21 protein-coding genes and 1 pseudogene are annotated in these 23922 nt (G+C 62.8%); 15 read left to right on the top strand and 7 right to left on the bottom strand.

Going from position 1 to position 23922, the window contains the following annotated elements; all coding sequences use genetic code 11:
- The first annotated feature begins 162 nt into the window (after nucleotides 1-162).
- The 13 genes from AC07YS_RS05515 to AC07YS_RS05455 all read left to right on the top strand — a co-directional run bounded on the left by AC07YS_RS05515 (nucleotide 163) and on the right by AC07YS_RS05455 (nucleotide 15309).
- A complete protein-coding gene (locus tag AC07YS_RS05515; RefSeq protein WP_495267353.1) occupies nucleotides 163-3177 on the top strand; it encodes a transglycosylase domain-containing protein in 3015 nt (1004 codons plus the stop codon).
- A 241-nt stretch (nucleotides 3178-3418) separates the two neighbouring features.
- Nucleotides 3419-4639 carry a tyrosine-type recombinase/integrase gene (locus AC07YS_RS05510; protein WP_495267354.1) on the top strand — a complete coding sequence of 407 codons (1221 nt, stop codon included), beginning with the start codon at nucleotides 3419-3421 and terminating at the stop codon, nucleotides 4637-4639.
- A 119-nt stretch (nucleotides 4640-4758) separates the two neighbouring features.
- Nucleotides 4759-5775, top strand: a complete 1017-nt coding sequence (locus tag AC07YS_RS05505) for a helix-turn-helix transcriptional regulator (protein WP_495267428.1) — start codon at nucleotides 4759-4761, stop codon at nucleotides 5773-5775.
- Nucleotides 5776-6032: 257 nt separating this feature from the next.
- Nucleotides 6033-7427 (top strand): YfjI family protein, encoded by a 1395-nt coding sequence (locus tag AC07YS_RS05500; protein WP_495267355.1) that lies wholly within the window; start codon nucleotides 6033-6035, stop codon nucleotides 7425-7427.
- Between the two features lie 1029 nt (nucleotides 7428-8456).
- Nucleotides 8457-9632 (top strand): YagK/YfjJ domain-containing protein, encoded by a 1176-nt coding sequence (locus AC07YS_RS05495; protein ID WP_495267356.1) that lies wholly within the window; start codon nucleotides 8457-8459, stop codon nucleotides 9630-9632.
- Between the two features lie 382 nt (nucleotides 9633-10014).
- Nucleotides 10015-10338 carry an ArsR/SmtB family transcription factor gene (locus tag AC07YS_RS05490; protein ID WP_495267357.1) on the top strand — a complete coding sequence of 108 codons (324 nt, stop codon included), beginning with the start codon at nucleotides 10015-10017 and terminating at the stop codon, nucleotides 10336-10338.
- Nucleotides 10339-10349: 11 nt separating this feature from the next.
- Complete coding sequence (locus AC07YS_RS05485) at nucleotides 10350-10829, top strand: ArsI/CadI family heavy metal resistance metalloenzyme (protein ID WP_495267358.1); 480 nt, start codon at nucleotides 10350-10352, stop codon at nucleotides 10827-10829.
- A gap of 10 nt (nucleotides 10830-10839) precedes the next feature.
- Nucleotides 10840-11343: an arsenic resistance N-acetyltransferase ArsN2 gene (gene arsN2 / locus AC07YS_RS05480; RefSeq protein WP_495267359.1), complete on the top strand. Its 504-nt coding sequence runs from the start codon at nucleotides 10840-10842 to the stop codon at nucleotides 11341-11343.
- Nucleotides 11336-11845 (top strand): arsenate reductase ArsC, encoded by a 510-nt coding sequence (locus AC07YS_RS05475; protein ID WP_495263947.1) that lies wholly within the window; start codon nucleotides 11336-11338, stop codon nucleotides 11843-11845. Before arsN2 ends, AC07YS_RS05475 begins: the two co-directional genes overlap by 8 nt.
- Entirely contained in the window at nucleotides 11842-12330 is a 489-nt protein-coding gene (locus AC07YS_RS05470; RefSeq protein ID WP_495267360.1) for an arsenate reductase ArsC, read from the top strand. The genes AC07YS_RS05475 and AC07YS_RS05470 overlap by 4 nt, the downstream gene beginning before the upstream one ends.
- 4 nt (nucleotides 12331-12334) lie before the next feature.
- Entirely contained in the window at nucleotides 12335-13393 is a 1059-nt protein-coding gene (gene arsB / locus AC07YS_RS05465; protein ID WP_495267361.1) for an ACR3 family arsenite efflux transporter, read from the top strand.
- A complete protein-coding gene (arsH, locus tag AC07YS_RS05460) occupies nucleotides 13383-14096 on the top strand; it encodes an arsenical resistance protein ArsH (protein ID WP_495267362.1) in 714 nt (237 codons plus the stop codon). Before arsB ends, arsH begins: the two co-directional genes overlap by 11 nt.
- Nucleotides 14097-14139: 43 nt before the next feature.
- The gene (locus tag AC07YS_RS05455; protein ID WP_495267429.1) at nucleotides 14140-15309 is read left to right on the top strand and encodes an MFS transporter; all 1170 of its coding nucleotides are present in this window, start codon (nucleotides 14140-14142) and stop codon (nucleotides 15307-15309) included.
- A 72-nt stretch (nucleotides 15310-15381) separates the two neighbouring features.
- On the opposite strand, the pseudogene AC07YS_RS05450 reads toward AC07YS_RS05455, so the two are convergent.
- Nucleotides 15382-15572, bottom strand: a pseudogene (locus tag AC07YS_RS05450) (MFS transporter); the annotation flags it as partial.
- Nucleotides 15573-15590: 18 nt separating this feature from the next.
- Complete coding sequence (merR, locus tag AC07YS_RS05445; protein WP_495267363.1) at nucleotides 15591-15983, bottom strand: mercury resistance transcriptional regulator MerR; 393 nt, start codon at nucleotides 15981-15983, stop codon at nucleotides 15591-15593.
- Between the two features lie 65 nt (nucleotides 15984-16048).
- Between merR and merC the strand changes: the two genes are divergently transcribed.
- Nucleotides 16049-16471 carry an organomercurial transporter MerC gene (gene merC / locus AC07YS_RS05440; RefSeq protein WP_495267364.1) on the top strand — a complete coding sequence of 141 codons (423 nt, stop codon included), beginning with the start codon at nucleotides 16049-16051 and terminating at the stop codon, nucleotides 16469-16471.
- Nucleotides 16468-16704, top strand: coding sequence for a GDCCVxC domain-containing (seleno)protein (locus AC07YS_RS05435; RefSeq protein WP_495267365.1), 237 nt, complete (start codon nucleotides 16468-16470; stop codon nucleotides 16702-16704). The genes merC and AC07YS_RS05435 overlap by 4 nt, the downstream gene beginning before the upstream one ends.
- A 101-nt stretch (nucleotides 16705-16805) precedes the next feature.
- Here AC07YS_RS05435 and AC07YS_RS05430 read toward each other — a convergent pair whose 3' ends face one another.
- The 5 genes from AC07YS_RS05430 to AC07YS_RS05410 form a co-directional block, all read right to left on the bottom strand.
- Nucleotides 16806-17099, bottom strand: coding sequence for a hypothetical protein (locus tag AC07YS_RS05430; RefSeq protein ID WP_495267366.1), 294 nt, complete (start codon nucleotides 17097-17099; stop codon nucleotides 16806-16808).
- A 61-nt stretch (nucleotides 17100-17160) separates the two neighbouring features.
- Nucleotides 17161-17565 carry a hypothetical protein gene (locus tag AC07YS_RS05425; protein ID WP_495267367.1) on the bottom strand — a complete coding sequence of 135 codons (405 nt, stop codon included), beginning with the start codon at nucleotides 17563-17565 and terminating at the stop codon, nucleotides 17161-17163.
- Nucleotides 17552-20731 (bottom strand): efflux RND transporter permease subunit, encoded by a 3180-nt coding sequence (locus tag AC07YS_RS05420; RefSeq protein ID WP_495267368.1) that lies wholly within the window; start codon nucleotides 20729-20731, stop codon nucleotides 17552-17554. Before AC07YS_RS05420 ends, AC07YS_RS05425 begins: the two co-directional genes overlap by 14 nt.
- On the bottom strand, nucleotides 20728-22449 hold the full coding sequence (locus AC07YS_RS05415; protein ID WP_495267369.1) for an efflux RND transporter periplasmic adaptor subunit: 1722 nt from the start codon (nucleotides 22447-22449) through the stop codon (nucleotides 20728-20730). Before AC07YS_RS05415 ends, AC07YS_RS05420 begins: the two co-directional genes overlap by 4 nt.
- Nucleotides 22446-23801 carry a TolC family protein gene (locus tag AC07YS_RS05410; RefSeq protein WP_495267370.1) on the bottom strand — a complete coding sequence of 452 codons (1356 nt, stop codon included), beginning with the start codon at nucleotides 23799-23801 and terminating at the stop codon, nucleotides 22446-22448. Before AC07YS_RS05410 ends, AC07YS_RS05415 begins: the two co-directional genes overlap by 4 nt.
- Nucleotides 23802-23922 lie beyond the last annotated feature (121 nt).

Genomic DNA, 23922 nt, shown 5'->3' with positions numbered 1-23922 from the left:
TGCAGATCGACATGCGCCATGTGTGTCGAGGTACCTCTTCCGCCCCACTGCGGGAGGGCATGACTCCGGCCGATTGCGACGTCGCACACATGCCAAATCGCCTCAAAAAGCGCATCATCGTCACTGACGAACCCATGGTGCGGACTGTTCGCGAGGCAGAGCATGACTTGGTTCAAGAAGCTTTTCTGGATCGGCGCGGGACTCGCCGTGGGAGGCGGGTTTGCCCTGTTCGTGCTGGACGAATTGAAGACGTCCCGGCTGCAATCGGCCCTGTGGCGCGACTTGGCCGAGGGCGCCCGTTTCAGCGTCGAAGACGGCGCCAGCGATGCCATCCGCTTTCCTCGGACCGGGCCCTACGACGAGCGGCTGGGCTACCACCAGCTGCCGGGCTACGTCGAACGCCTGGCGCCGCAGGGCTATGTCGTCACCCGCCAGGCCCGCATGTCGCCGCGGCTGCTCGAACTGCAGGACTACGGGCTCTTCGCGCCCTACCGTGAAAAAAACCAGGCCGGCCTGACCGTGCGCGACTGCCGGGACACGGCGCTGCTGCACACCCGCGTGCCCCAGCGCGCCTACGAGCGCTTCGAGGAGGTGCCGCCGCTGCTGGTGAGCGCCCTACTCTTCGTCGAAGACCGCCACCTGCTGGACGCGCAGCCGCTGCAGCGCAACCCCGCGATCGATCCGGAACGCTTCGCCAAGGCGACGCTCGAGCAGGCGCTGCGCGCGGTCGGCCTGGGCCAGACGGCGACGGGCGGCAGCACGCTGGCCACCCAGCTCGAGAAGTACCGCCATTCGCCGCAAGGCCGCACCGGGTCGGTCGGCGACAAGCTGCGCCAGATGGCGTCAGCCTCGCTGCGCGCCTACCAGGACGGCGACGACACGCAGGCGCGGCGCCGCCAGATCGTCGTCGACTACCTCGACACCGTGCCGCTGGCCGCGCGCCCGGGCATGGGCGAGGTGCACGGGCTGGGCGACGGCCTGTGGGTCTGGTACGGGCGCGACTTCGGTGAAATCAACCGCCTGCTCGCCGACCAAGCGGAAGAGGCGGCGGCGCCCTCGGACGAGGCGCTGCGGCAGCAGGCCGAGGCCTTCAAGCAGGCGCTGTCGCTGATGATCGCGCAGCGCCGTCCGTCGCAGCACCTGCTCGGCGACGGCGCCGGCCTGACGCGGCTGACCGACAGCTACCTGCGGCTGATGGCCGAGGCCGGCCTGATCTCGCCCACGCTGCGCGACGCGGCGCTGCCGCTGTCCTTGCACCTGCAGCCACCTTTGCCGCCGACGCCCCGGCCCGACTTCGTGCAGCGCAAGGCCGCGACCGCGCTGCGCACCCACATCGGCACGCTGCTCGACGTGCCACGGGCTTACGACCTGGAGCGCCTGGACCTCGAGGCCGAAACCAGCCTGGACGGCGAAGCGCAGGCGCTGGTGGCGCGCGTGCTGGCCGGCCTGCGCACGCCCGCCGCGACGAAGGCCGCGGGGCTGGTCGGCTCCCACATGCTCGACCCGGGCGCCGACCCCAGCCCGCTGATCTACAGCTTCACGCTGTTCGAGCGCAGCGCCGGGACCAACCTGCTGCGCATCCAGGCCGACAACATCGACCAGCCGTTCGACGTGAACCAGGGCGCGCGGCTGGACCTGGGCTCGACCGCCAAGCTGCGCACCCTGGTGAGCTACCTGGAGCTCGTGGCCGAGCTGCACGCGGGCTGGGTCGACCTGAGCCCGGCCCAGCTGTCGGCGCTGGCGCCGAACCCGCGCGACCCGCTGGGTATGTGGGCACGGCAGTACCTCCTGCGCGCCAAGGATCGGCGTCTTGCGCCGATGCTGGAGGCGGCGATGGAGCGCAAGTACTCGGCGAACCCGGGCGAGGCCTTCTTCACCGGCGGCGGCCTGCACCAGTTCGAGAACTTCGAGCGCTCGCGCAACAGCAGCTCGATGACGGTGCGCGAAGGCTTCAAGCATTCGGTCAACCTGGTGTTCATCCGCCTGATGCGCGACCTGGTGCGCCACCGCATGTTCGGTGGCGCGTCGGGCGCCGAGCGCCTGCTGAAGGACCCTGCCGACCCGGGCCGGCGCGAGCTGCTCGCGCGCTTTGCCGACCGCGAAGGCTCGGCCTTCCTCACCCGCTTCCATCGCAAGTACCAGCACCTGCCGGCCGCGGACGCCGAAGCGCTGCTGCTGCGCGGCCTGAGGCCATCGGCACCGCGCCTGGCGAGCGTGCTCTTCACCATCGAGCCCGAGGCCGACGACGCACGGCTCGACGCGCTCCTGGTGCAGCGGCTGGGCCGCGGCGCCGATTCGCCGCGCGCACTGGGGGCGCTGCGCCGCACCTACGCCGGCCTGTCGCTGGCCGATCGCGGGTATGTCGCGCGCGTGCATCCGCTGGAGCTTTGGCTGGTCGGCTACCTGCGGCGCCACCCCGGCGCCTCGCTGACCGAGGTGCTGGACGCGAGCGTGCGCGAACGCCAGGAGGTCTACGCCTGGCTCTTCAAGACGCGCCACAAGAGCGCGCAGGACAGGCGCCTGCGCGAGCTGATCGAGCTCGACGCCTTTGCACAGATCCATCGCTCATGGCAGCGCGTGGGTTACCCCTTCGCGTCGCTGACGCCGTCTTACGCCAGCGCGATCGGCGCGTCGGGCGACCGGCCGGCCGCCCTGGCGGAGCTGATGGGCATCCTCGCGAACGACGGCGTGCGGCTGCCCACGCAACGGGTCGGCGCCTTGCACTTCGCGCGCGACACGCCCTACGAGACACGGCTGGAGCCTCGCCATGCGAGCGCACAGCAGGTGCTGCCCGCCGAGGTGGCCGCCACGGTACGCCGTGCCTTGGTCGAGGTGGTGAACGACGGCACCGCGCGGCGGCTGAAGGGCGCGCTGGTGGACGAGAGCGGCCGCGCCCTCGAGATCGGCGGCAAGACCGGCACCGGCGACCACCGCTACGAACAGACCGGCCGCGGCGGACGGGTGATTTCGCAGCGCAAGATCGACCGCTCGGCCACCTTCGTGTTCATGATCGGCGACCGCTACTTCGGCACGATCCTGGCCTACGTGCACGAGCCCCATGCCGCGCGCCACCGGTTCACGAGCGCGCTGCCGACGCAGCTGCTGAAGTCGCTGGGGCCGCAGTTGCTGCCCGTGCTGCAACGCAGGGGGTGCGGGGAGCCGCAGCGGGCGCCATGAGGCGACATGGGCGGCCCAAAGACAAAGCCCCTGTAGCAGGGCTGCTACAGGGGCTTGAATCTGGAGGAGAGGGAGTCTGCCTTTGCGACGTCCCAAGCAGTCCTAAGTCGACCGATTTTCATGCTCCTTCATTGGGGAAACGCCTCAACAGCATTCCTGACCGATCCTTTCCGATCCGCTTCAATCCTAAAATCTATGGTAGAAAGGATGGTAGGTCAATATCTAAGGATGCAGGACTGTCATGGCGCGCAAGGCAAAGGAATTATCAGCACTCCAAGTGGGTCGATTGACCTCCCCAGGCAACCACGCCGTTGGTGGTGTGTCCGGTCTTTACCTGTACGTCAATGACGCAGGTGCTCGCTCATGGGTGCTTCGCACCATGGTCGGCACCAAGCGCCGGCACATGGGGCTCGGCGGCTTTCCCGATGTCCCTCTTGCTCGAGCCAGAGAAAAGGCAAGAGCAGCTCGCGACGAGATCGATCAAGGTATTGATCCCATTGCGCAACGTAAAGCGGCGGCCAGCCTACTGCGCGCCCAGCAAGCGACCGAAAAAACGTTCCAACAAGCGGCCGAAGGGTTCCTGGAGGCGCATGGGGACACCTGGAAGAACCCTAAGCACCGCACTCAATGGGCCAGCACCCTGAAAACCTACGCCTATCCAGTCATGGGCAACCTGCTCGTTCGTGACGTAGGCCAAGAGCATGTCCTCGCGGCGCTGGAGCCCATCTGGAAAACCAAGAACGAAACCGCATCACGATTACGAGGCCGAATCGAGAACGTGCTCGACTGGGCCACTGTCCGCAAATACCGTACAGGAGAGAACCCGGCACGATGGAAAGGTCACCTGGACATGTTGCTGCCGGCGCCCGGGAAAATCCAGAAGGTCGAGCATCACCGCGCGCTGCCAATCGATGCCACTACGGCTTTCATGGCCGACCTGCGGCAGCGAGAAGGAACTGCGGCCAGAGCGTTGGAATTCACCGTGCTGTGCGCAGCACGCAGCGGCGAAGCGCGCGGCGCGGTCTGGCCGGAGTTCGACCTAGACGCTGGGGTCTGGACCATCCCGCCAGAGCGAATGAAGGCAACCAAGGAGCATCGCGTTCCGTTGTCCGAATCAGCGCTTCGGATCCTTCGTGCCCAGCCCCATCTCAAAGACAACGAACTGGTCTTCCCTTCTGCTCGAGGCAAGCAGCTTTCCGACATGTCGATGACCGCCGTCATGCGACGCATGGAAGTGGATGCCGTACCCCATGGGTTTCGCTCCACATTTCGCGATTGGGCCAGGGAGCGCACGAACTACCCACGAGATTTGGCCGAACAGGCGCTCGCCCACGCTCTGGACAACAAGGTCGAGGCCGCCTACCGGCGCGGAGATGCGCTGGAGAAACGGCGCGTGATGATGCAGGAGTGGGATGACTTCTGCAGCGACGTGAGGCGCGGGGCAGAAAGATCAGCCAGCTGACACAGGCGGTCCGTGTCACGGTCGGGGCCGATACATTTAGGACAAGGGCGTGTTCAGCGCACTGCCCGCGCTAACGGATTTAGCCAACACCGAAATTCTTAAGAAGGTTGCGCGTGCAGATGATCGACATCCAGCTTCCACCCGATGACCTGATCGATATGTGGGATTTCACCCGGCTCATCGCCAAATCCATCTGTCCCAGTCTGCGAGAAGCTGAAGGCCACGCCTGGCTTCAGAAAAAACTTGAGAAGCTGCCTGGCTCGGATTTCGAAACTGCCTCTGAGATGACGGCAGATGAAAGAGCTTCGCTGCTTCGCCTGTTGCCCGAACTTCCCTCGCACGCAGGCATGTCCAAGAACGATCGCCAAGTGTTCATGGATGCCTATCTGAGGCATCCCGATCGTCTCCCCTGGAGCCCGGTGTTCGTGACCGAAGAAGAAGTCACCGCCAATAGCTTCAAGATTCTCCAGATTCAGGAAAAACATCTTCTCGAGCTTCAACAAGAAATCGCGTCCGGCAAAATCACAGCGCTCGACCAGCACCACGTCACCGAAACCCGTGCAGGAAAGAACATCCTCATCCGTCGCGAAGATGCGTTGAACTACCTCAAGGCACATCGGTTTCGCACGGTTGATGATCCGGGCTCTCGCTCCATCCACTCGGTGTCGAAACCGAAAGCCTCGGCTGCAAGAACGGCAACATCATCCAAAGCACTTGAAGCCGATCACCAAAGTGATTCGGTGAAAGCAGACTCGACCAACGCCCCCGAAGGGACGACAGCACTCGCTGACCTCGCTGCTCCCGTAACGACGCCAATCTCGGCATCCCCGCGGCCAAAAATGAAGCCGCCATCCTCCCAACAGGACGGCAAGCTTCACCGATTACCGAGGGAAAGCACAGAAATTTCGGTTGCCCCCACGCAGCACAGCACTGCCACAGTGATCTTGCGCCGGCGCCAAGTCGAGGCCCGAACCTCGTTGTCGCGCTCGGCCATCTACGACCGGCTCGACGCAAACTCCCCGCGCTATGACCCCACCTTTCCCAAGCAGGTAAAGCTCGGCAGTTCCAGCGTTGGCTGGCTGGAAAGCGAAATTGAAAACTGGCTCGCAGCGAGGACACACGTGTCGCGCCAATGACCAGACGGTGACCAACCCGAGGTAGCCCCTTGATCGACATGACAGGTAACTCTGTCGAACAATATCTGTCCGATTACGGACTGCGGGAACGCGACTTCACCGTCCAAGAACAGCCCCTCCACCACGGGCCTCATCCAAGCAAGCCAAGTCTGTCCTTTATGAACAATGCAAGACCTTCGTTTTCGCGCTTCTTCATCTAGCCCCGCCAGCACTCGGCCTCTCCGGCACTTGCTGCCATCTTTGACGCTTATTGACTCATGCTGCCAGAAGCCGAATATCCAATCACCAGCCTTCCCCCACTTATTCACGATGCCGTTCACGCCATCGCAGAAGAAGCCCAAGCTCCGATACCGCTTGTTGCTGCGGCAGCACTAAGCGCCGTATCCCTTGTGTGCCAAGATTTGATCGATGTAGATCTATATCCAGGCCGCAGCGTTCCATGCAGCCTGTTCTTCTTGACCGTTGCCGAATCGGGGGAAAGGAAAAGTGGTGTTTCGCGTCGCTTTACAAAATCCATTCACTCCTTTCAAAGCAAATCGATCGAAAAGCATAACGATTTAATCGCAAGATATTCGGCAGAACTTGATATACACAAGGCAATAGAAAAAATCTTAATCAAAGAGGCCGCAACTCGAGCAAGAGCCTCAAGGCCAACAGACGATTTAGTCAATGAACTCGAACAACTGAAGAAAAACGCTCCGATACCACCCAAATACGCAAAGCTTCTTTACGAAAATGCCACCCCCGAATCGCTGCGCGAGAATTTAGCCAACAGCTGGAACTCTGCTGGAATTATTTCGGATGAAGCTGAAATTGTCTTCAACTCCCGAACTTTCAGCAATCTCCAAGATTACAACAAACTATGGGATGGAGATGCCCTCACTGTTGACAGAAAAGGTACTGGCACGCAGATCATCGAAGATGCCAGACTGACAATTTCATTAATGACCCAGCGATCTACATTGCAAAACTTTCTTGGCAAAAGAGGGGCAAATTCCCGAGGAAACGGATTCTTGGCGCGAGTTCTTTTTTCTGCCCCCCAATCCAAAGGACCCAAATGGGATATACCCGTATATCAATCCCATGCACCCCACTCTTTCAACAATAGAATTGCATCGTTATTTGAAACTTGCACGGTGCGAAGAAGCACCAAATCGAAGAGATCAAATGTTGAGGTTTCGACAGAAGCGGGTCAAATCCGCGCACTGGTATCCGACGCCATGGCAAAGCATTCTCAATTTGGACATGCATTTTTTGGCGCACAAGATGTAACGGCAAAGCTTCGGGAAAATATGACTCGACTTGCGGCGTTACTGACCTATTTTCCAGATGGAAAAACAGAGATCAGCGCAACAGCCATGGAGCATGCCGGAAGAATCTGCCATTGGCATCTAAACCAATTCATTGCCTTTTTCCCGCCGCACTCCAGCATCGATAGTGCAGTTGCCGATGCATCCTTGCTAACGGGCTATCTGGCAAAAATGGGGCCAGCCCCTTGGAAGAAAAATGATGTTCTTCACAATGGGGGACTTCGGCCAGTCAGCCGCTTGGATGCGGCCATCAAAGTCTTGCTAGACAGCCAACAGTTAGAGCTCATCGAGATCGATGGTGCCTCGCACCTGAGGCCTTGCAATCCATTCGGGAAAATCTGATCCTCTGTGGGTGCGACCGTGCGATTCCATGCGAATCGCATGCGATTCGCATAGTTGCACTAAAGTAAAAATGATTATTCGAGTCTTGCTGCCGAGCGAGGGCTTGACCGCATCGTGGGCAACTTAGGCTATTAGCCCTCCCTGCCTGAGCTCCAGCAGCATGTCCAGCCGGGCCACCAGCGCCTGCAAAGAGCGCACACCAACAGATGGCGCCTCACACACCAGTGGCTGTCATTGCAAACAACCGCGCCTCCGGCTTCATGAATGGCTTGACCTGCCGCGGCTTCACAACTGAGACCACAATCGTGTGATCGTGCAGGAAAAGCGCCTAGGTGCCAGGCCTTCGTGGTATGTGCCCGTGTCTTTCATGCACATATGACATTGGCCTTGCCGTTTGGCAGATGAAAACCCCGCCATTGCAGTCCGCGAAGCCGCTCACGTTATTGAGAAACACCTTGCAGCGGTACACCAGCACAGGGCAGACGACGCCCAAGACATCGTTCGAGCTGCGGCGTCGAATCCGTTCGAGCACCCAGTCTAATTGCCGTCTATTCGACCCAAGGAAAAGATCGGAGCCCACCGAAGGCGCGCCATTCAGCGCGATATCGGAAAGAGGCGAAACTCCCTTGAAAAAAATACTGCAGCCACCTCATCCTTTGCGAAAGATGGCAAGTGCATCGCGTCCTGTGTCGCGGCTGGAGCGTTCCTCTATAGCCCTGCTACGGCATAACTTTGTACCACCCTCAACGCCAGAAAACGCAGACGGTCAATCGCATGAGCGACCTCTTTCGCAATCGAAATCACGATGCCTCTGAACCTTGAATATTGGAAAAGGATGAGATTGATAGAGACAGCCAAGATACCAGCATAGTCAACGAGGAAGCCTCTCCTCTTTCCTCCTTCCAAAAGGAAAGATAAAGACAGATGCCTACAGCATCTGTCGACTTCTCCCATGTACAGAGCCTTGATGTTCCATTGAGTGCATCTGGCACTCACGGGGGATCAGCGCTATTAAAGAAACTGATCTCCATGAAGAAATCATCTCCATCCCAAAAGCCGACGCTCAGTCGGCCTCTTTTCGACAATCCGATTTATGAAGGCCTCCTCCTCAATGAGGCTGCCTTCATGGGCGAAGATGGCGTGATCGTCATCACTGAGGCGTTTGACTCTGTCCGCCCTTTGATTGACCAATACGTGCTGGATATTTGCTCCAGTACGGCCGTCGCTTGGCAGTTGCAGGAAGGAAAAACGGGACGCCCCGTCCTGAAAAACTTGTGCTTGTCCCGGTATTCGGGCTTGCTGCAGGCGTTCATGGAGCGCGTGTACCTCGATCATCGCGATTCTGGGTTCACTCCGAGCCTTTGCAGCACCATTCTTTACGAGGCGATGGATGCGCTTCACTTTCAATCGACGCACTCCCCGAACCTGCAAGCGATGTCGAGCCACCCGTGGATGCGCAACTGGGAGTTGGAGAACTGGCTGATTTCGACAGTACGCAGCAAGGCCGAGGGCCGAGGCTTCAAGCGAAGTGAATACGAGAAGAAACGGAGCTGCGATCGAAATTACGAAACTGGTCGCGCATTTCTGGAGGCTGTGTTCAAGAAGTACTCCCGGGTGGAGGTAGCGCGGTTGGACTTGAAGTATCAAAAGCCTTTCAAGGCGGAATTGACGCTCTCACAGGTGCGCGAGGACTTCCGGCGCCTCTGGAATGGTCGGCGCAAGAACCGACGATTCAAGGACCTAGTGGGCTACATGTGGAGCCTGGAGTACACGGACTTGGAGCGCTTTCACTATCACCTCATCTTGCTTTTCGATGGATCGCAAGTAAAGGACCCGTACTACCGCGGCCTGAAGGTGGGGCAGCGCTGGGTGGAGCGTGCCACGAAGGGGCGCGGTGACGTCCACTATTGCCGTGAAAGCGACTACCGTTACCCATACTTGGGGAGAATCGACGCGATTGACGTGGAGAAGCGCGAGTGCCTGCTCAGGCGGGGCGTGGAGTATCTGACCAAGTGCGATCAGTTACTGCTGATCGATTTGGAGCGCGTGCAGACCTTCGGCACATCGGCGTTTCCGCAGAAGACCTCAAATGCGGGCAAGCCGCGCAAACCGATGGGGTTGCGTACGCCTCGCAGGAGCAACAAGCCCGTCAAGGCCAGGAAAAACCACGTTTTGTTTGACACCGCGGGACTCTGGCCCCAATAGCCCAGTCTGGTGGGGCCTCGCCAATCACCATGTGATTGGTCTGTCGCGCGCAGTATTCGCCGTCATTTCGCTGTGCGTGGCCGACCGCTTGGCGTTCGTCCCATGGAAGATCAAGGCATCCGTCCGGCCAAGTCATCTGGGGGTGGACTGAGCCGGGAACACCGGGAACGCGCAGCAGCCACACCATGTGCTGCGAAGTCATCACTCGCCGCCTGCCTCAGGCCGGATCGCCGGCAGTGCAGGCAGGCGGCCCATCGCGTCACGCAAATGGACAACAGGGCACGCTGTAAAGCTCCGGCCTCTTCGAGCCAAGAAGCAGAACCTCGCTCATCCAAAGTTAAAGTTCCCTGGATTTATTCCATGATTCAATTATTATTGAATTATGGAAGAAAAAAATGTCATCCAAGCCCTGGCGGCTCTGGCCCAACCTGTGCGGCTGCAGGTCTTTCGGGCGCTTGTCGTTGCCGGTCCTGCTGGACTCACGCCAGGCGTACTGGCGGAGCAGCTTGGCGTGCCATCGACCAGTCTCTCGTTCCATCTCAAGGAGCTGACGCACGCCAACCTGGTCAGTCAGGAGCGCGACGGCCGAAACCTGATCTATCGCGCGGTGTTCGAGCAGATGAATGCGCTGCTCGGCTACCTCACGGAGAACTGCTGTCAGGGCGAGGCTTGCCTCGTCGACGGCGCCACTGCCTGCGACTGCTGAAGGAGAAACCCATGAAGCGCTTCCACGTCCACCTGCACGTCGACGACCTCGCCAAGAGCATCGACTTCTATTCCAACCTGTTCGCATCGCCGCCAGCACGCGTCGAGGCCGACTATGCGAAATGGATGCTCGACGATCCGCGCGTCAACTTCGCGATCTCCACGGTCGGGCATGGCAAGGGCATCGACCATCTCGGCATTCAGGCTGACGATGACGCGGAACTGGCCGAGCTGAAGGCGCGCGGCCAAGCCGCCGACCGCACCCTGCTCGACGAGGGTGAGACCGTGTGCTGCTACGCGCGCAGCGAAAAGCACTGGGTCACCGATCCGCAGGGGATCGCATGGGAGCATTTCCAGACCTTGGACGGCGCCGTGCCGGTCTATGGCCAATCCAAGTCCACAGCCAAGGCCGAGTCCGCTTGCTGCGCGCCTGGTGCGGCCCGGGGCATCCCGGTCAACGTGTCGGTCAGAGCCACGGGCGCCTGCTGCTGAGGGCTGCGCCATGCCCAAAGCACTTTCCGATTCGCTGGTCAGATCGCTGTTTGTCCGTGCAGAGGCCGCGTCTCTCGCGCCGGTGCAGTCCCTTCTTCGGGATGCCGGCCTTCCCGAAACCGATCTTCGAGAAGAGCACATGGAGGCCTTCTTCGTGAGCCGCGCGGGAGACGAAGGGATTCTTGCCTGTGTCGGTCTGGAACGGTTCGGCGACACCGCCTTGCTTCGCTCTCTTGCAGTTCGCGCTGATGCGCGCGGCCATGGCGTGGGCGATCAGGCCCTGAAGACCATGGAAGCCTTCGCCGCGTCGAAGGGGGTGAATCACCTCTGCATCCTCACCACCACGGCAGAACCTTTCTTCGCAGCCAGAGGCTTCGAGCGATGCGACCGCACGGCGCTGCCGGCTTCCGTGCAGGCCAGCAGCGAATTCAAGAGCCTGTGCCCAGCCTCGGCCGTGTGCATGTTCAAAGAGATCAACCCCACTTCCTCTACCGAGAAACATCGTCATGGCTGACAAGACCTACAACGTGCTGTTCATCTGCACTGGAAACTCTGCACGCTCCATCCTGGCCGAGGGCCTGCTGAACCACCTGGGCGAAGGGCGATTCAAGGCCTACTCGGCCGGCAGCCATCCCACGGGCAAGGTCAACGCCTATGCGTTGCTCACGCTGGAAAAGATGCACCTCCCGACCACTGGATATCGCAGCAAGAACTGGGACGAGTTCGCGAAGTCGGATGCACCGGCGATGGATTTCGTTCTGACCGTTTGCGACAAGGCTGCGGGCGAGGTGTGCCCGGTGTGGCCGGGTCAACCGATGACGGCGCACTGGGGCGTTGCCGACCCCGCGGCCTTTGAGGTGTCGGACGAAGCCACCGAGCGTCAGTTCATGGACACGGCTCTCACGCTGAAGCGCCGGATCGAGTTGATGCTGGCTTTGCCTCTGGCTCGGCTCGACTCGATGGCCATCCAGCGCGAGATCCGCGACATCGGCAAGGTTCAAAAGGCCACGCAATGACGCTCAACGTACTCATCCTCTGCACCCACAACTCGGCCCGCAGCGTGCTGGCCGAAGGCATGCTCAACCACTGGGCCCAGAAGCTCGGCAAGGACGTGAAAGCGTACAGCGCCGGCAGCGCACCCAGCGGAAGAATCAACCCGTTCGCCATTGAGGTGCTGCAGGCTGCCGGCGTGAACACCGAAGGTTTTCGCAGCAAGAGCTGGGACGAGTTCGTCACGCCGGTTATGCATGTGGTCATCACGGTCTGTGACAGCGCGGCGCAGGAGGCCTGCCCCTACTGGCCCGGCACGCGCGTCAAGATTCATTGGGGCTATCCAGACCCGTCCAACACCGAAGGGGGCGATGCCGCCAAGCGCCAGGCCTTCGAGCTGACGCGCCAGGCGATCTCCTATCGCATGCTGCAACTGCTCGCACTGGACAACCCGGAAGCGATGAGCGACGCCGAGCTGCAAGAGCGGCTGAAGCGCATCTCGGCGAACTGACACCATGAGCGCAGTCATCGAAAGCCCGCGCACCAGCGCGGCCCCCATGAGCGTGTTCGAGCGCTACCTGACGGTGTGGGTGTTCCTTTGCATCGTCGTCGGCATTGCGCTGGGGCAACTGTTCCCGGCGGCATTCCAGGCGGTGGGCCGCCTCGAGGTCGCCAAGGTCAACATCCCCGTGGGCGTGCTGATCTGGGTAATGATCATCCCGATGCTGCTGCGGGTCGACTTCGCGGCCCTCGCGCAGGTAAAAAACCACTGGCGCGGCATCGGTGTGACGCTGTTCATCAACTGGGCCGTGAAGCCGTTCTCCATGGCCTTCCTCGCCTGGTTCTTTGTGCGCCAGGTGTTCGCCGGCTCGCTGCCGGTCGACCAGCTCGACAGCTACGTGGCCGGCCTGATCCTTCTGGCCGCCGCGCCCTGCACGGCGATGGTCTTCGTCTGGAGCCGCCTGACTGGCGGAGACCCGGTCTTCACGCTGTCGCAGGTCGCATTGAACGACGCCATCATGGTGTTCGCCTTCGCCCCCATCGTCGGCCTGTTGCTGGGCCTGTCGGCGATCACGGTGCCGTGGGACACGCTCATCACGTCGGTGGCGCTCTACATCGTACTGCCGGTGATCTTCGCGCAGGTGCTGCGCAAGCAACTGTTGAAGGCCGGGGCGGCTGCGTTCGAGCGCGCCATGCATCGCATCGGCCCGTGGTCGATTGCCGCGCTCCTGCTGACGCTCGTGCTCCTGTTCGCGTTCCAGGGCGAGGCCATCATCAAACAGCCGCTGGTGATCGCCATGCTCGCGGTGCCGATCCTGATCCAGGTGGTGCTGAACTCCGGCCTGGCCTACTGGCTCAATCGAAAGCTCGGCGAGAAGCACAGCATCGCTTGCCCGTCGGCGTTGATCGGTGCGTCCAACTTTTTCGAGCTGGCGGTGGCCGCTGCCATCAGCCTGTTCGGCTTCCACTCGGGTGCAGCGCTGGCCACCGTGGTCGGCGTGCTGATCGAGGTGCCGATCATGTTGGCAGTGGTGAAGGTGGTGAATTCGTCGCGAGGCTGGTATGAGTCGTGAGCTGCCGAACGTCGACCCCGAACTTTTCGAGAAACCCGATGTGGATCTGCTGCTATCGGCACGGCGCTCCACGCATGCACCGCGCATCCTGTTGCTGTACGGCTCCGCTCGCGAGCGCTCTTACAGCCGATTGCTCACGGAAGAAGCGGCGCGGCTGCTTCGGGCACTGGGTGCGGAGACGCGGGTTTTCGACCCGCGCGGATTGCCGCTCCCGGACGCCGAACCCGACGACCACCCCAAGGTGCAGGAACTGCGCGACCTCGCGCAATGGGCCGAGGGCATGGTGTGGACGTCGCCCGAACGCCACGGCGCCATGACCGGCATCATGAAGGCGCAGATCGACTGGATACCGCTGGCCGTCGGTTCGGTGCGGCCCACGCAAGGCAAGACACTCGCGGTGATGGAAGTGTCGGGCGGCTCGCAGTCCTTCAACGCGGTGAACCAGTTGCGCGTGCTGGGCCGCTGGATGCGCATGCTCACCATTCCCAACCAGTCGTCGGTGGCCAAGGCCTTCCTCGAGTTCGACGACGAAGGCCGCATGAAGCCCTCGCCCTACTACGAGCGCGTGGTCGACGTGATGGAAGAGCTGGTGAAGTTCACGCTGCTCACGCGCGACTGTGCGGCCTACCTGGTCGATCGCTACAGCGAGCGGCGCGAGAGTGCGGAGACCCTCTCAAAGCGGGTCAACCTGCGCAGCATCTGAGCGAGGCGAAGCCAGGGTGCAAAGCAAGACCACGACGACGGTGATGCTGGGCGTGGCCCAGACTTTGTCGTGGGCCTCGTCGTACTACCTTCCGGCTGTCTTGGCCGGCGCCATCAGCAAGGACATCGGCGTCAGCACGTCTACGGTTTTCGGCGCCTTCTCGGTGGCGCTGCTTGTCGCGGCTGGCATCGGGCCTGTCGCAGGCCGACGCATCGACCGCATGGGCGGGCGCTCGGTGCTCATCGCCAGCAACCTAGTGTTTGCCGCAGGGCTGGCTGCACTGAGCCAGGCCACGCATGCCAGCCATGTGTTCGCTGCCTGGGCGCTGATGGGGCTGGCCATGGGCAGTGGCCTCTACGAAGCGGCGTTTGCCACCGTGGTGCGGCTGCACGGCCAAGAGGCGCGACGAGCCATTACCGGCATCACACTGTTCGCGGGTTTTGCTAGCACTGTGGGGTGGCCGTTGTCGGCCTATCTGGAAAGCACCGTCGGGTGGCGAGGCGCGTGTCTCACATGGGCGGCATTGCATCTGGTGATTGGTCTGCCACTCAACGCGCTGCTCCCACGAGCTTCTCATGCCCTCCCCGCACCGAAGTCCACCACCGCCGCGCAGGATGTAGGTGCCGGTCCTTCGTCAGCACACCAGCGTCGCGCCGCTATCCTGATGGCGTATGTCTTCGCCGTGACTTGGTTCATCAGCACAGCGATGGCGGCGCATTTGCCGGAGCTTCTGTTGGCCAGCGGTGCCACACTGGCCGCAGCCGTGGGCATTGCTTCCCTGGTCGGTCCCGCACAAGTGGCCGGTCGGGTGATCGAGTTCACCTTTCTCAAGCGTGCGCACCCGTTGCTTTCGGCACGCTTGGCCACGCTGGCGCATCCGCTGGGTGCACTGTGCCTCGGCTTGTTCGGTACGTCGGCTGCCGCCGCCTTCGCGGTGCTGCATGGCTTGGGCAATGGCATTCTGACCATCGCAATCGGAACTCTTCCGCTCCTGATCTTCGGTGCCAAGGGCTACGGACAACGCCAAGGATTCCTCATGGTGCCAGCACGCATCGTTCAGGCCGGGGCACCGTTTCTTTTCGGCATCGCGGTGGAGCGATGGGGCGACGGGGCACTGTGGTTCTCCGCTCTACTTGGTCTGTCCGCTTGTCTTGCGCTGGTGATCATGACTGCCGATATACAAAGGCCCGCTCTCGCGCCCGAATCTAGCTGAAACCAACTTCCCGAAATCGGAGTGTCCCGTTCATGGCACTGCTATCAGAACCAGCTCGGATTCGCCACTCGCCTATTTGCGATGACGCGTCAGCCCTGCGAGCGCCACCGCGCAAAAGGCCGCCCCTGCATAGAACCTGACGGATGCTCCGAGTCGGTCCCACAACAGGCCGGCGATCATGCTAGCGGCCAGCATGGCAAGGCCGCTGACCAGGCGAAGAATCCGAAGGCGGTGCCGCGTAGGTCCGCAGGCGCAGTGTCCGCGCCATGGCGGCCTGCAGGCTATTCCTGCAGCGCAGCAATCAGCGGGCAACACACACTGCCGCGGCTTGTGCTGCAGTCGTCAACCAAGGTCGCCAAGGCTGACTCGATGCGATGTAAGTCCATCAGCTTGGTGCGCACGTCGGCAAGTCTTTGCTCTCCGAGTTGGCGAGCGTCACCGCAATGGGTGCCATCTTCCAGTGCCAGCAATCCGGCCACCTCGTCGAGGCTGAAACCCAGGCACTGCGCAGACTTCACGAATCGAACTCTCGCCACATCTTTCTGGCCGTATCGACGGATGCTGCCGCAAGGCCGGGCGGGCTGCGGCAGCAGCCCCTTGCGTTGATAGAACCGGATGGTCTCCACGTTGACCCCCGCGGCCTGCGCGAATACGCCGATGCTGAACTGGTCCATGGCGCTTGACTCCGTACTTGACTACGGAAGTATTGTGGGCTTTTCGAAAGACATGGAGACAGTCAATGGAATGGATCGCACGGTTTGCCGACAAAGCCGGAGCCCTGGGCAGCATCGTCTCGGCCGCAGCGTGTCCAGCATGCTTTCCGGCCTTAGCGAGTCTTGGCGCTGCGGCGGGCCTTGGCATCTTCAGTGGCTACGAAGGCCTGTTTCTCACCACGCTGCTGCCACTGTTTGCAGGCATTGCACTGGTCGCCAATGCCGTCGGCTGGTATCGCCATCGGCAGTGGTATCGCGGCTTGGTGGGCATGATCGGCCCAGTGATTGTGCTCGTGGCCATGCTGCTTTTCTTCGGCCGGTGGCGGACTGCAGAATTGCTGTATGCCGGGTTGGCCTTGATGGTCGGCGTGTCGCTGTGGGACCTTCTTTCGCCAGCGCACAAGCGATGCAGTGGAGATGGTTGTGAGAGTGGGAGAGTGCGCCAATGACGCAAGGACAAGGCAAGCACGGCGCAGTCGTTTTCGACTCCGTGCTGACATGCCCCCACTGCGGCCACGCAAAGCGCGAGGCAATGCCTGTGGATGCCTGCCAGTTTTTCTACGAATGCGAGAACTGCACGATCTTGCTGCGCCCGAAATCCGGCGACTGCTGCGTGTTCTGCTCCTTCGGCTCGGTGAAGTGCCCGCCGGTCCAGGCGCAACAACAATGCTGCAGTTCGTAGCCTAGCGGCGCGCTCGTCGCGACCCTTGCCCGGATCGCGGCACCGGCACCGAAGTCCTCTGCGCCCGGAAGACGCAGATGTCTTCCGGGCGCGCGCGGGCACTACGACGGCACATTCTTGCACGCCCTCAACTGGGCTTCATGGCGGGCTCGGCGCTGGCGGTTTTCGCCCGGCGTGGTCAGCGCTCGTGGGCCATGGTCCAGCGGCAGCACGAGTGGCGGTGGCGGACAGTTCGGCGAACCCTTGCCGGCCAGGGTGTCAGCTCGGCGTTCAGCGGCCGCGACCCGTGCGGCCTTGCGCCCTTGCTCGATGACCTGGAAATCCGGCCCTGCCAGAGCGGGCAAGACAACGCCCAAGGTCAGGGACCCGATGAGAGTGACGAGTAGTTTTTTCATGATGAACTCCTGGAATTGATGGACGGGAACAAGCGCGAGCTGTAGTGCTCGCTGTCGCCGATCAATCCAGCCAACGGCAGTACAGGATGCGCACCGGCAACCGGGCATGCCGATCTCCAGGGTCGAAATAATCCGTATCCGGCACCGGCGCGACATGAACCGGCCAGGCTGCTGCTTCGTGTGCTCGGCACTCGCCGCCGACCTCATGCGGCAATGGCGCCGGGGCGCTGTAGCACAGCGCGCAGGGCATGGCATCCATAGCCGCCGGCATTGACGTCTCGTCCATGGCTGCAAACGCGACCGGCTCCGTCGTAGCCGAAACGATCGAGTGCTCCGCCCATCCCTCCTCCTGCGACGCAGGCGTCGAGGCGAGCGCCGCCGTGCCGAACAAGGACAGGCACAGATACAGCAGCAGCGCGACACCGAGGAGTGTGCGTTGTTGCTGCACGCGTTCAGGTCGGTCCATGACCTCTTCTCCAGAACGCTCGGCGAGGTGCATGCCTATCACGCGCCTTGCGCGGCCGGCGCATCAGCAGGTACGCCGCGGGGATCACGAACATCGACAGCAACGGGGCCGTGATCATCCCGCCCACCATTGGCGCCGCGATACGCTGCATCACCTCGGAGCCGGTCCCCGTTCCCCACATGATTGGAAACAGGCCCGCCAGGATGACCGCCACGGTCATCGCCTTCGGGCGCACGCGCAGCACCGCGCCTTCGCGGATCGCGTCGAGCAGGTCAGCCGTGCTCGTCTTGCCCTCGTCGACCCGTTCATCCCAGGCGTGCTTCAGGTACAGCAGCATGATCACGCCGAACTCCGCGGACACACCGGCCAACGCGATGAACCCGACCGCTCCCGCGACGGACAGGTTGTAGCTCAGCAGGTAGAGCAGCCAGATACCACCGACCAGGGCGAACGGCAGCGCAGCCATGATCAGCAGCGCTTCGTCCATGCGCTTGAAGGTCAGGTACAGCAGCACGAAGATGATCAGTAGGGTGAACGGCACCACCACCTTCAGCTTCGCCGTGGCACGCTCCAGGAATTCGAACTGGCCGGACCATGACACCGCATAGCCCGGCGGCAGCTTCACCTCTTTCGCAACGACGCGCTGCATATCCTGTACCGCCGAGCGCAGGTCCCGCCCCCGAATGTCCACGTAGACCCAGCCGGACAGCCGTGCGTTCTCGCTGCGCAGCATCGGCGGCCCGTCGGTGACACGGATGTCCGCCACGTCCGAGAGCACCAACCGCGCACCGCGCTCGGTGACGATCGGCAGAGCCCGCAGTTGCTCCAGCGATTCACGGATCTCCCGCGGGTAGCGCACGTTGATCGGGAAGCGCTGCAGTCCCTCGACCGTCTCGCCGATGTTCTCGCCACCCACCGCCGAGGCGATGACCGATTGCACATCGGCGATGTTCATGCCGAACCGCGCAGCCTCGTCGCGCTTGATGTTCACGTCCACGTACCGGCCGCCGGTGAGCCGTTCGGCCAAGGCGCTCGACACACCCGGCACGTCCTTGAGCACGCGCTCGATCTCACCGGTGACGCGGTCGATGGTGGCAAGGTCTGTGCCCGCCACCTTCACGCCCACCGGGCTCTTGATCCCGGTGGCCAGCATGTCGATGCGATTGCGGATCGGTGGCACCCAGATGTTGGTCAACCCGGGCACCTTGACGATGCGGTCGAGCTCCTCGACCAGCTTGTCCTGCGTCATGCCGGCACGCCACTGGTCCTGCGGCTTGAACTGGATAGTGGTCTCGAACATTTCCATCGGCGCCGGATCGGTCGCTGACTCGGCGCGCCCGGCCTTGCCGTAGACGCTCGCAACTTCGGGAACCGTCTTGATCAGCCGGTCGGTCTGCTGCAGCAACTCGCCGGCCTTTCCCGCCGACAGGCCCGGCAGTGCCGATGGCATGTAGAGCAGATCACCCTCGTCTAGGCGCGGCATGAATTCGCCTCCGATGTGCTGCAACGGCCAGAGACTCAACACCAGCACGACCACGGCGCCCGACAGCGTCAGTTTGGGCCAGCGCAGCACCGCATTGAGCAAAGGTTGATAGACCGCGATGAGGAGCCGGTTCAACGGGTTGGTCTTTTCGTCAGGAATCTTGCCGCGGATCAGGTAGCCCATCAGCACTGGAATCAATGTCACCGAGAGGCCGGCTGCGGCGGCCATCGCGTAGGTCTTGGTGAAGGCCAGCGGCGAGAACATGCGGCCTTCCTGGGCCTCCAGCGTGAAAACCGGGATGAACGACAGCGTGATGATGAGCAGCGAGAAGAACAGCGCAGGCCCAACTTCTGCGGCCGAGTCCGCGATCACGCGCCAGTGGTTTTCCCCGCACAGCGTCTGGTCCGGGTGATCGTGCCTCCACTTCTCGATGTGCTTGTGGGCGTTCTCGATCATCACCACCGCGGCATCCACCATCGCGCCGATGGCGATGGCAATGCCACCGAGCGACATGATGTTGGCATTGACGCCCTGGTAGCGCATCACGATGAAGGCCACCAGGATGCCGATCGGCAACGAGACGATCGCGACGAATGCAGAACGCAGGTGGAACAGGAAGATGAAGCACACCACCGCGACGACGATGAATTCCTCGAGCAGCTTGAAGCCCAGATTGCGCACCGCTCGCTCGATCAGGTTGGACCGATCGTAGGTCGGCACGATTTCCACGCCTTTGGGCAGGCTGGCCTGCAGGGCCTGGAGCTTTTCCTTGACGGCGGTGATGGTCTCCAATGCGTTCTTGCCAGAGCGCATCACGATCACACCGCCAACCGCTTCGCCTTCGCCATCGAGCTCGCCGATACCTCGGCGCATTTCCGGTCCAACCTGGATGCGCGCGACGTCACCCAAGCGCACCGACACGCCCGCGTCGGTCGTCATCAGCGGAATCTTGCGGAAGTCCTCCAAGCCCTGGAGGTAGCCCGACGCGCGCACCATGTATTCCGCCTCACCCAACTCGAGCACCGAGCCACCGGTTTCCTGGTTGGCTTTCTGGATCGCCTCCACCGCCTTGGTGTGCGGGATCCGGTAGGCGGCGAGTTTCTCGGGATCGAGCACAACCTGGTACTGGCGCACCATTCCACCGATGGAAGCGACCTCGGCCACGTTGGGCACGGTCTTGAGTTCATATTTGAGGAACCAGTCCTGCAAGGCGCGCAACTGCGAGGCGTCCTGTGTACCGCCACGGTCGACCAGCGCGTACTGGTAGATCCACCCCACGCCGGTGGCGTCGGGGCCGAGCGAAGCCTTGGCAGCCGCCGGCAGGCGTGACTGCACCTGGTTCAGGTATTCCAGCACCCGCGAGCGCGCCCAGTAGAGATCGGTGCCGTCCTCGAACAGCACATAGACGAACGAGTCCCCGAAGAAGGAATAGCCGCGGACCGTCTTCGCACCCGGCACCGAGAGCATGGTGGTGGTCAGCGGGTAGGTGATCTGATTCTCGACAATGCGCGGCGCTTGGCCCGGATAGGTCGTTCGAATGATGACCTGGACGTCGGAGAGATCCGGTAGCGCGTCGAGCGGGGTACGCATCACCGAATACACGCCCCAGGCGCTGATCATCAGCGTCGCCAGCAGTACCAGGAAGCGGTTGGCGATGGACCACCGAATGAGTTTGGCGATCATGGCTTGCTTCCCGGGGTTGCGGGCGCAGCTGGGGTTGCGACTGGAGGGGCCTTGGGGTCCGCAGCGGCGTTTGCCGTAGAACCCACCGCCATGGGCGTCACCCGGGTGAGCTGCGGCAGATCGTCCGCGTCGATGAAGAACTCGAAGCTCGCGCGGTCGCCGGGCTTCAAGTTGCCCGGCGCGCCGCCGGGAGGCAGCTTGAACTCCATGGTCATTGCGCCCCACTTCATCGTCGGAATCGGCCCGTGCGAGAAGGTCATCGCGTCCTTGGTGATGCTTTCCACCTTGCCTTCGCCCACGTGCCTCGCGGTCCCGGCAGCAGGTGCGGAAGGGATGGGCGCGGCAGGCATTGTTGCGGCGGGCGCGGCGTTCAGGCGCGCCTCGACACCCTTGAGGCTGGCTTCTGAGTCGATCAGGAACTGAGAGGACACCACGACACGCTGGCCAGCCTGCAGCCCGCGCTTGATCTCGGTCTGGCCGCCGCTCTCCAGTCCGATCTCGACGTCGACCGGTCGGAACCGACCGTTGTCCTCCGCCAGCATGACCACCGAACGCTTGCCCGTCTGGATGACTGCCTCGGTCGGGATCAGCAACGCCTTGTCGGCACGCGTATCCGTGAAGTTCATCGAGACGAACATGCCAGGCACCAGCCTACCGGTCGGATTCGCCAGTTCCATGCGTGCCTTGAGGGTGCGCGTCGCCGGATTCACATCAGGAAGAATGGCTTGCACCCTTCCATCGAAGGTCTCGCCGGGCGCGGCAGGCGTTCTGGCCTGCACCCTGGCGCCCAATCGAACCAGCGGCGCCTGGCTCTCGGGGACTTCGGCGTTGGCCCAGACGGTGGCCAGGCCGTTGATGCGGAACAGCGTGGTGCCGGCGCTCACCGTCATGCCTTCGCGCGCGGCCAGTTCAGTGACGACACCGCCGATTGGCGCGGCCAGCGTGATGCGAGGCTGGGTGCGACCGCTGCGCGCGACCAGTTCGATCTGTCCTTCGTTCATGCCGACCTGGCGCATGCGTTGACGCGCGCCGTCGACCAGTGGGGCCAGATCGGTGCCACGCATGCGCTGTACCGACAAGAACTCTTCCTGGGCCGCAATCCATTCGGGCACATAGAGCTCGGCCAGGGCCTGGCCTTTTTTCACCTGATCTAGCGTGGCGCGCACGTTCAGGCGTTCGACGTAGCCGGTTGCCCGGGCCTGCACGATGACCTGGTCGCGCTCGTTGAAGGCGATGCTGCCGACCGTGGCCACCTGCGGCGACACGGTGCCCTCGGACACAAGAGCGGTCCGCACGCCCAGGTTCTGCTGGACCCGTGCACTCACCGTCACGCTGTTCTGGTCGCCGTCGCCGCCTGCGTAGACGGGCGACATCATCATGTCCATAAAGGGCGACTTGGCCGGCTTGTCGAACCTGTTCCCCGGCACCATGGGGTCGTGGTAGTAGAGGATCTTCTTGCCGTTGGCCGGATCGGTGTCGCCGGCCTTCAGACCTGCTGCGATGTGGCGCCGGGTGGCGTCCTCGCCGGTCTCGTTGGGGGAAGCTGGCGATGCCGTCGGGGCGCTCGCCGTGGGCATGGACGCCGCCGGGATCCCGTCGGCGGTGGGTGACGCGGCCATGCTCCTGCCGCGCTGCAACCCGAAGGTGTACGCACCAAGGGCGGCTGCGGCGAGGACCGCCGCGGCGATCAATCCAAGGAAAAAGGGTTGGGTTTTCATTGTTGAGGCTCCTTGACGTCCACGGTCGTTGTCGACGCACTGGCAGCGAGTGCTGGGTGGCCGGCCGGAATCAGGAATTCGAGCTGAGCCCATAGGCCTGCGGTTTCCATCTCGAGGCGCAGGCGTTCCATGCGCGTGTCGATCTCCATGCGTCGCGCCTCGAGCGCGGCGCTCAGCGTTCCTGCGCCGCCGCGGTAGGCGGCCAGTACTGCCTGCGTGCGTTCGGAGGCGAGCGGAATCAGCGAGCTGTCGTACAACGCCAGCCGCTTCCGGTTGCTCTGCCATTGCTGCAGCAGGGAGAGTGCTTCGGCGGTGCTTTCGCGGGTGGCCTCTTCCCGCTGGGCCTGCATCTGCTCGGCTGTCGCCAGCTTGGCCGCAAGCTCCCGGTCCTGGCGATTCTTCTGGTCGAGCTGCAGCGGAATCGACACGTTGAGCGACACCATGTTCGAGTAGGCCGGGCCACGCTGGCTGTACATCAGCTCGACGGTCCAATCGGAGCGCTTGTTGCTCTGCGCGATGTCGGCCTCCGCGCGCGCCACGGCTTCCTGCCGTGCCATCAACGCGATCTGGGGATGCTCACCGATGTGAGCCTCCAGATTGCGGGCGTCCAGGCGAACGGAGCCCAGATCCGGGAGCACTGTTGAGGGCTGGGGTGTGCCCGGCCCAACCCAGCGCGCCAGGCGCGTTTGAGCCGTGGCGATCTGGCGCTCCTGCGCAAGGATTCGGTCGTCCAGTTGCGCCAATGCGGAGCGCGCAGTGAACACATCGGCCTGCGTGCCACGACCGCCACGGTAGGCGGCGTTGGCGCCCTCGATCTGCAGGTTCAGCTCGGCACGTTGCGTTTGCAGCAGGTCCCGCATCCGACCCTGGTAGTAGCGATCGAGCCAGGCAGTTGCGGTGTCGCGCCGCAGGTTGGCCAAGGCCACGGCGCGACCCGCTTCTGCGACCTCGACTTCACGGTCAAAGCGAGCCGCGCGGGCCTGGCGCTTGTCGGAGCGGGTGAACTCCTGCATCACCCCGATCGAGCGCATCGTCATGAAATCGCGCGTGAGGCTGAAACGGTCGCTGCCGTTGACCGGCAGGTTGCTGATGCCGGCCTTCAGCACCGGGTCGGGCAGTTGCCCGGCGGCCACGGCCATCGCGCGCGCCGCGCTGGCGGCCGCGTCTTGCGCGACGATCTGGCGCGAGCGCTCTTCGGCAAGCCGCAGCGCCGAGTCGAGGGTGAGCACCTGTGGGGTCTGTTGCGCTTGGGCGCCGAGGCTGAGGGTGCCGGCACACAGCACCAACGCCACGGCCCAGTGACGGGGCCAGCGCCGTGCGTTCGGCCTGGCGGGGAAAGAAACGGTGAACATGAGATCTCCTGACGACGAACCCCGTGGGGCAGGTGTCGGGCCGCTGCGCCACGCACAGGTGAAGCCCGTGCGGACGGCAAGGCACGACAGGTGCACCGTCCCAGCTCGCGAGAGCCGTCGG

This window comes from Variovorax sp. GW458-11-26-14-LB1 (assembly GCF_059423965.1).
The sequence above is the reverse complement of the archived record's forward strand: the minus strand, read 5'-3'. Positions and strand labels throughout refer to the sequence as shown.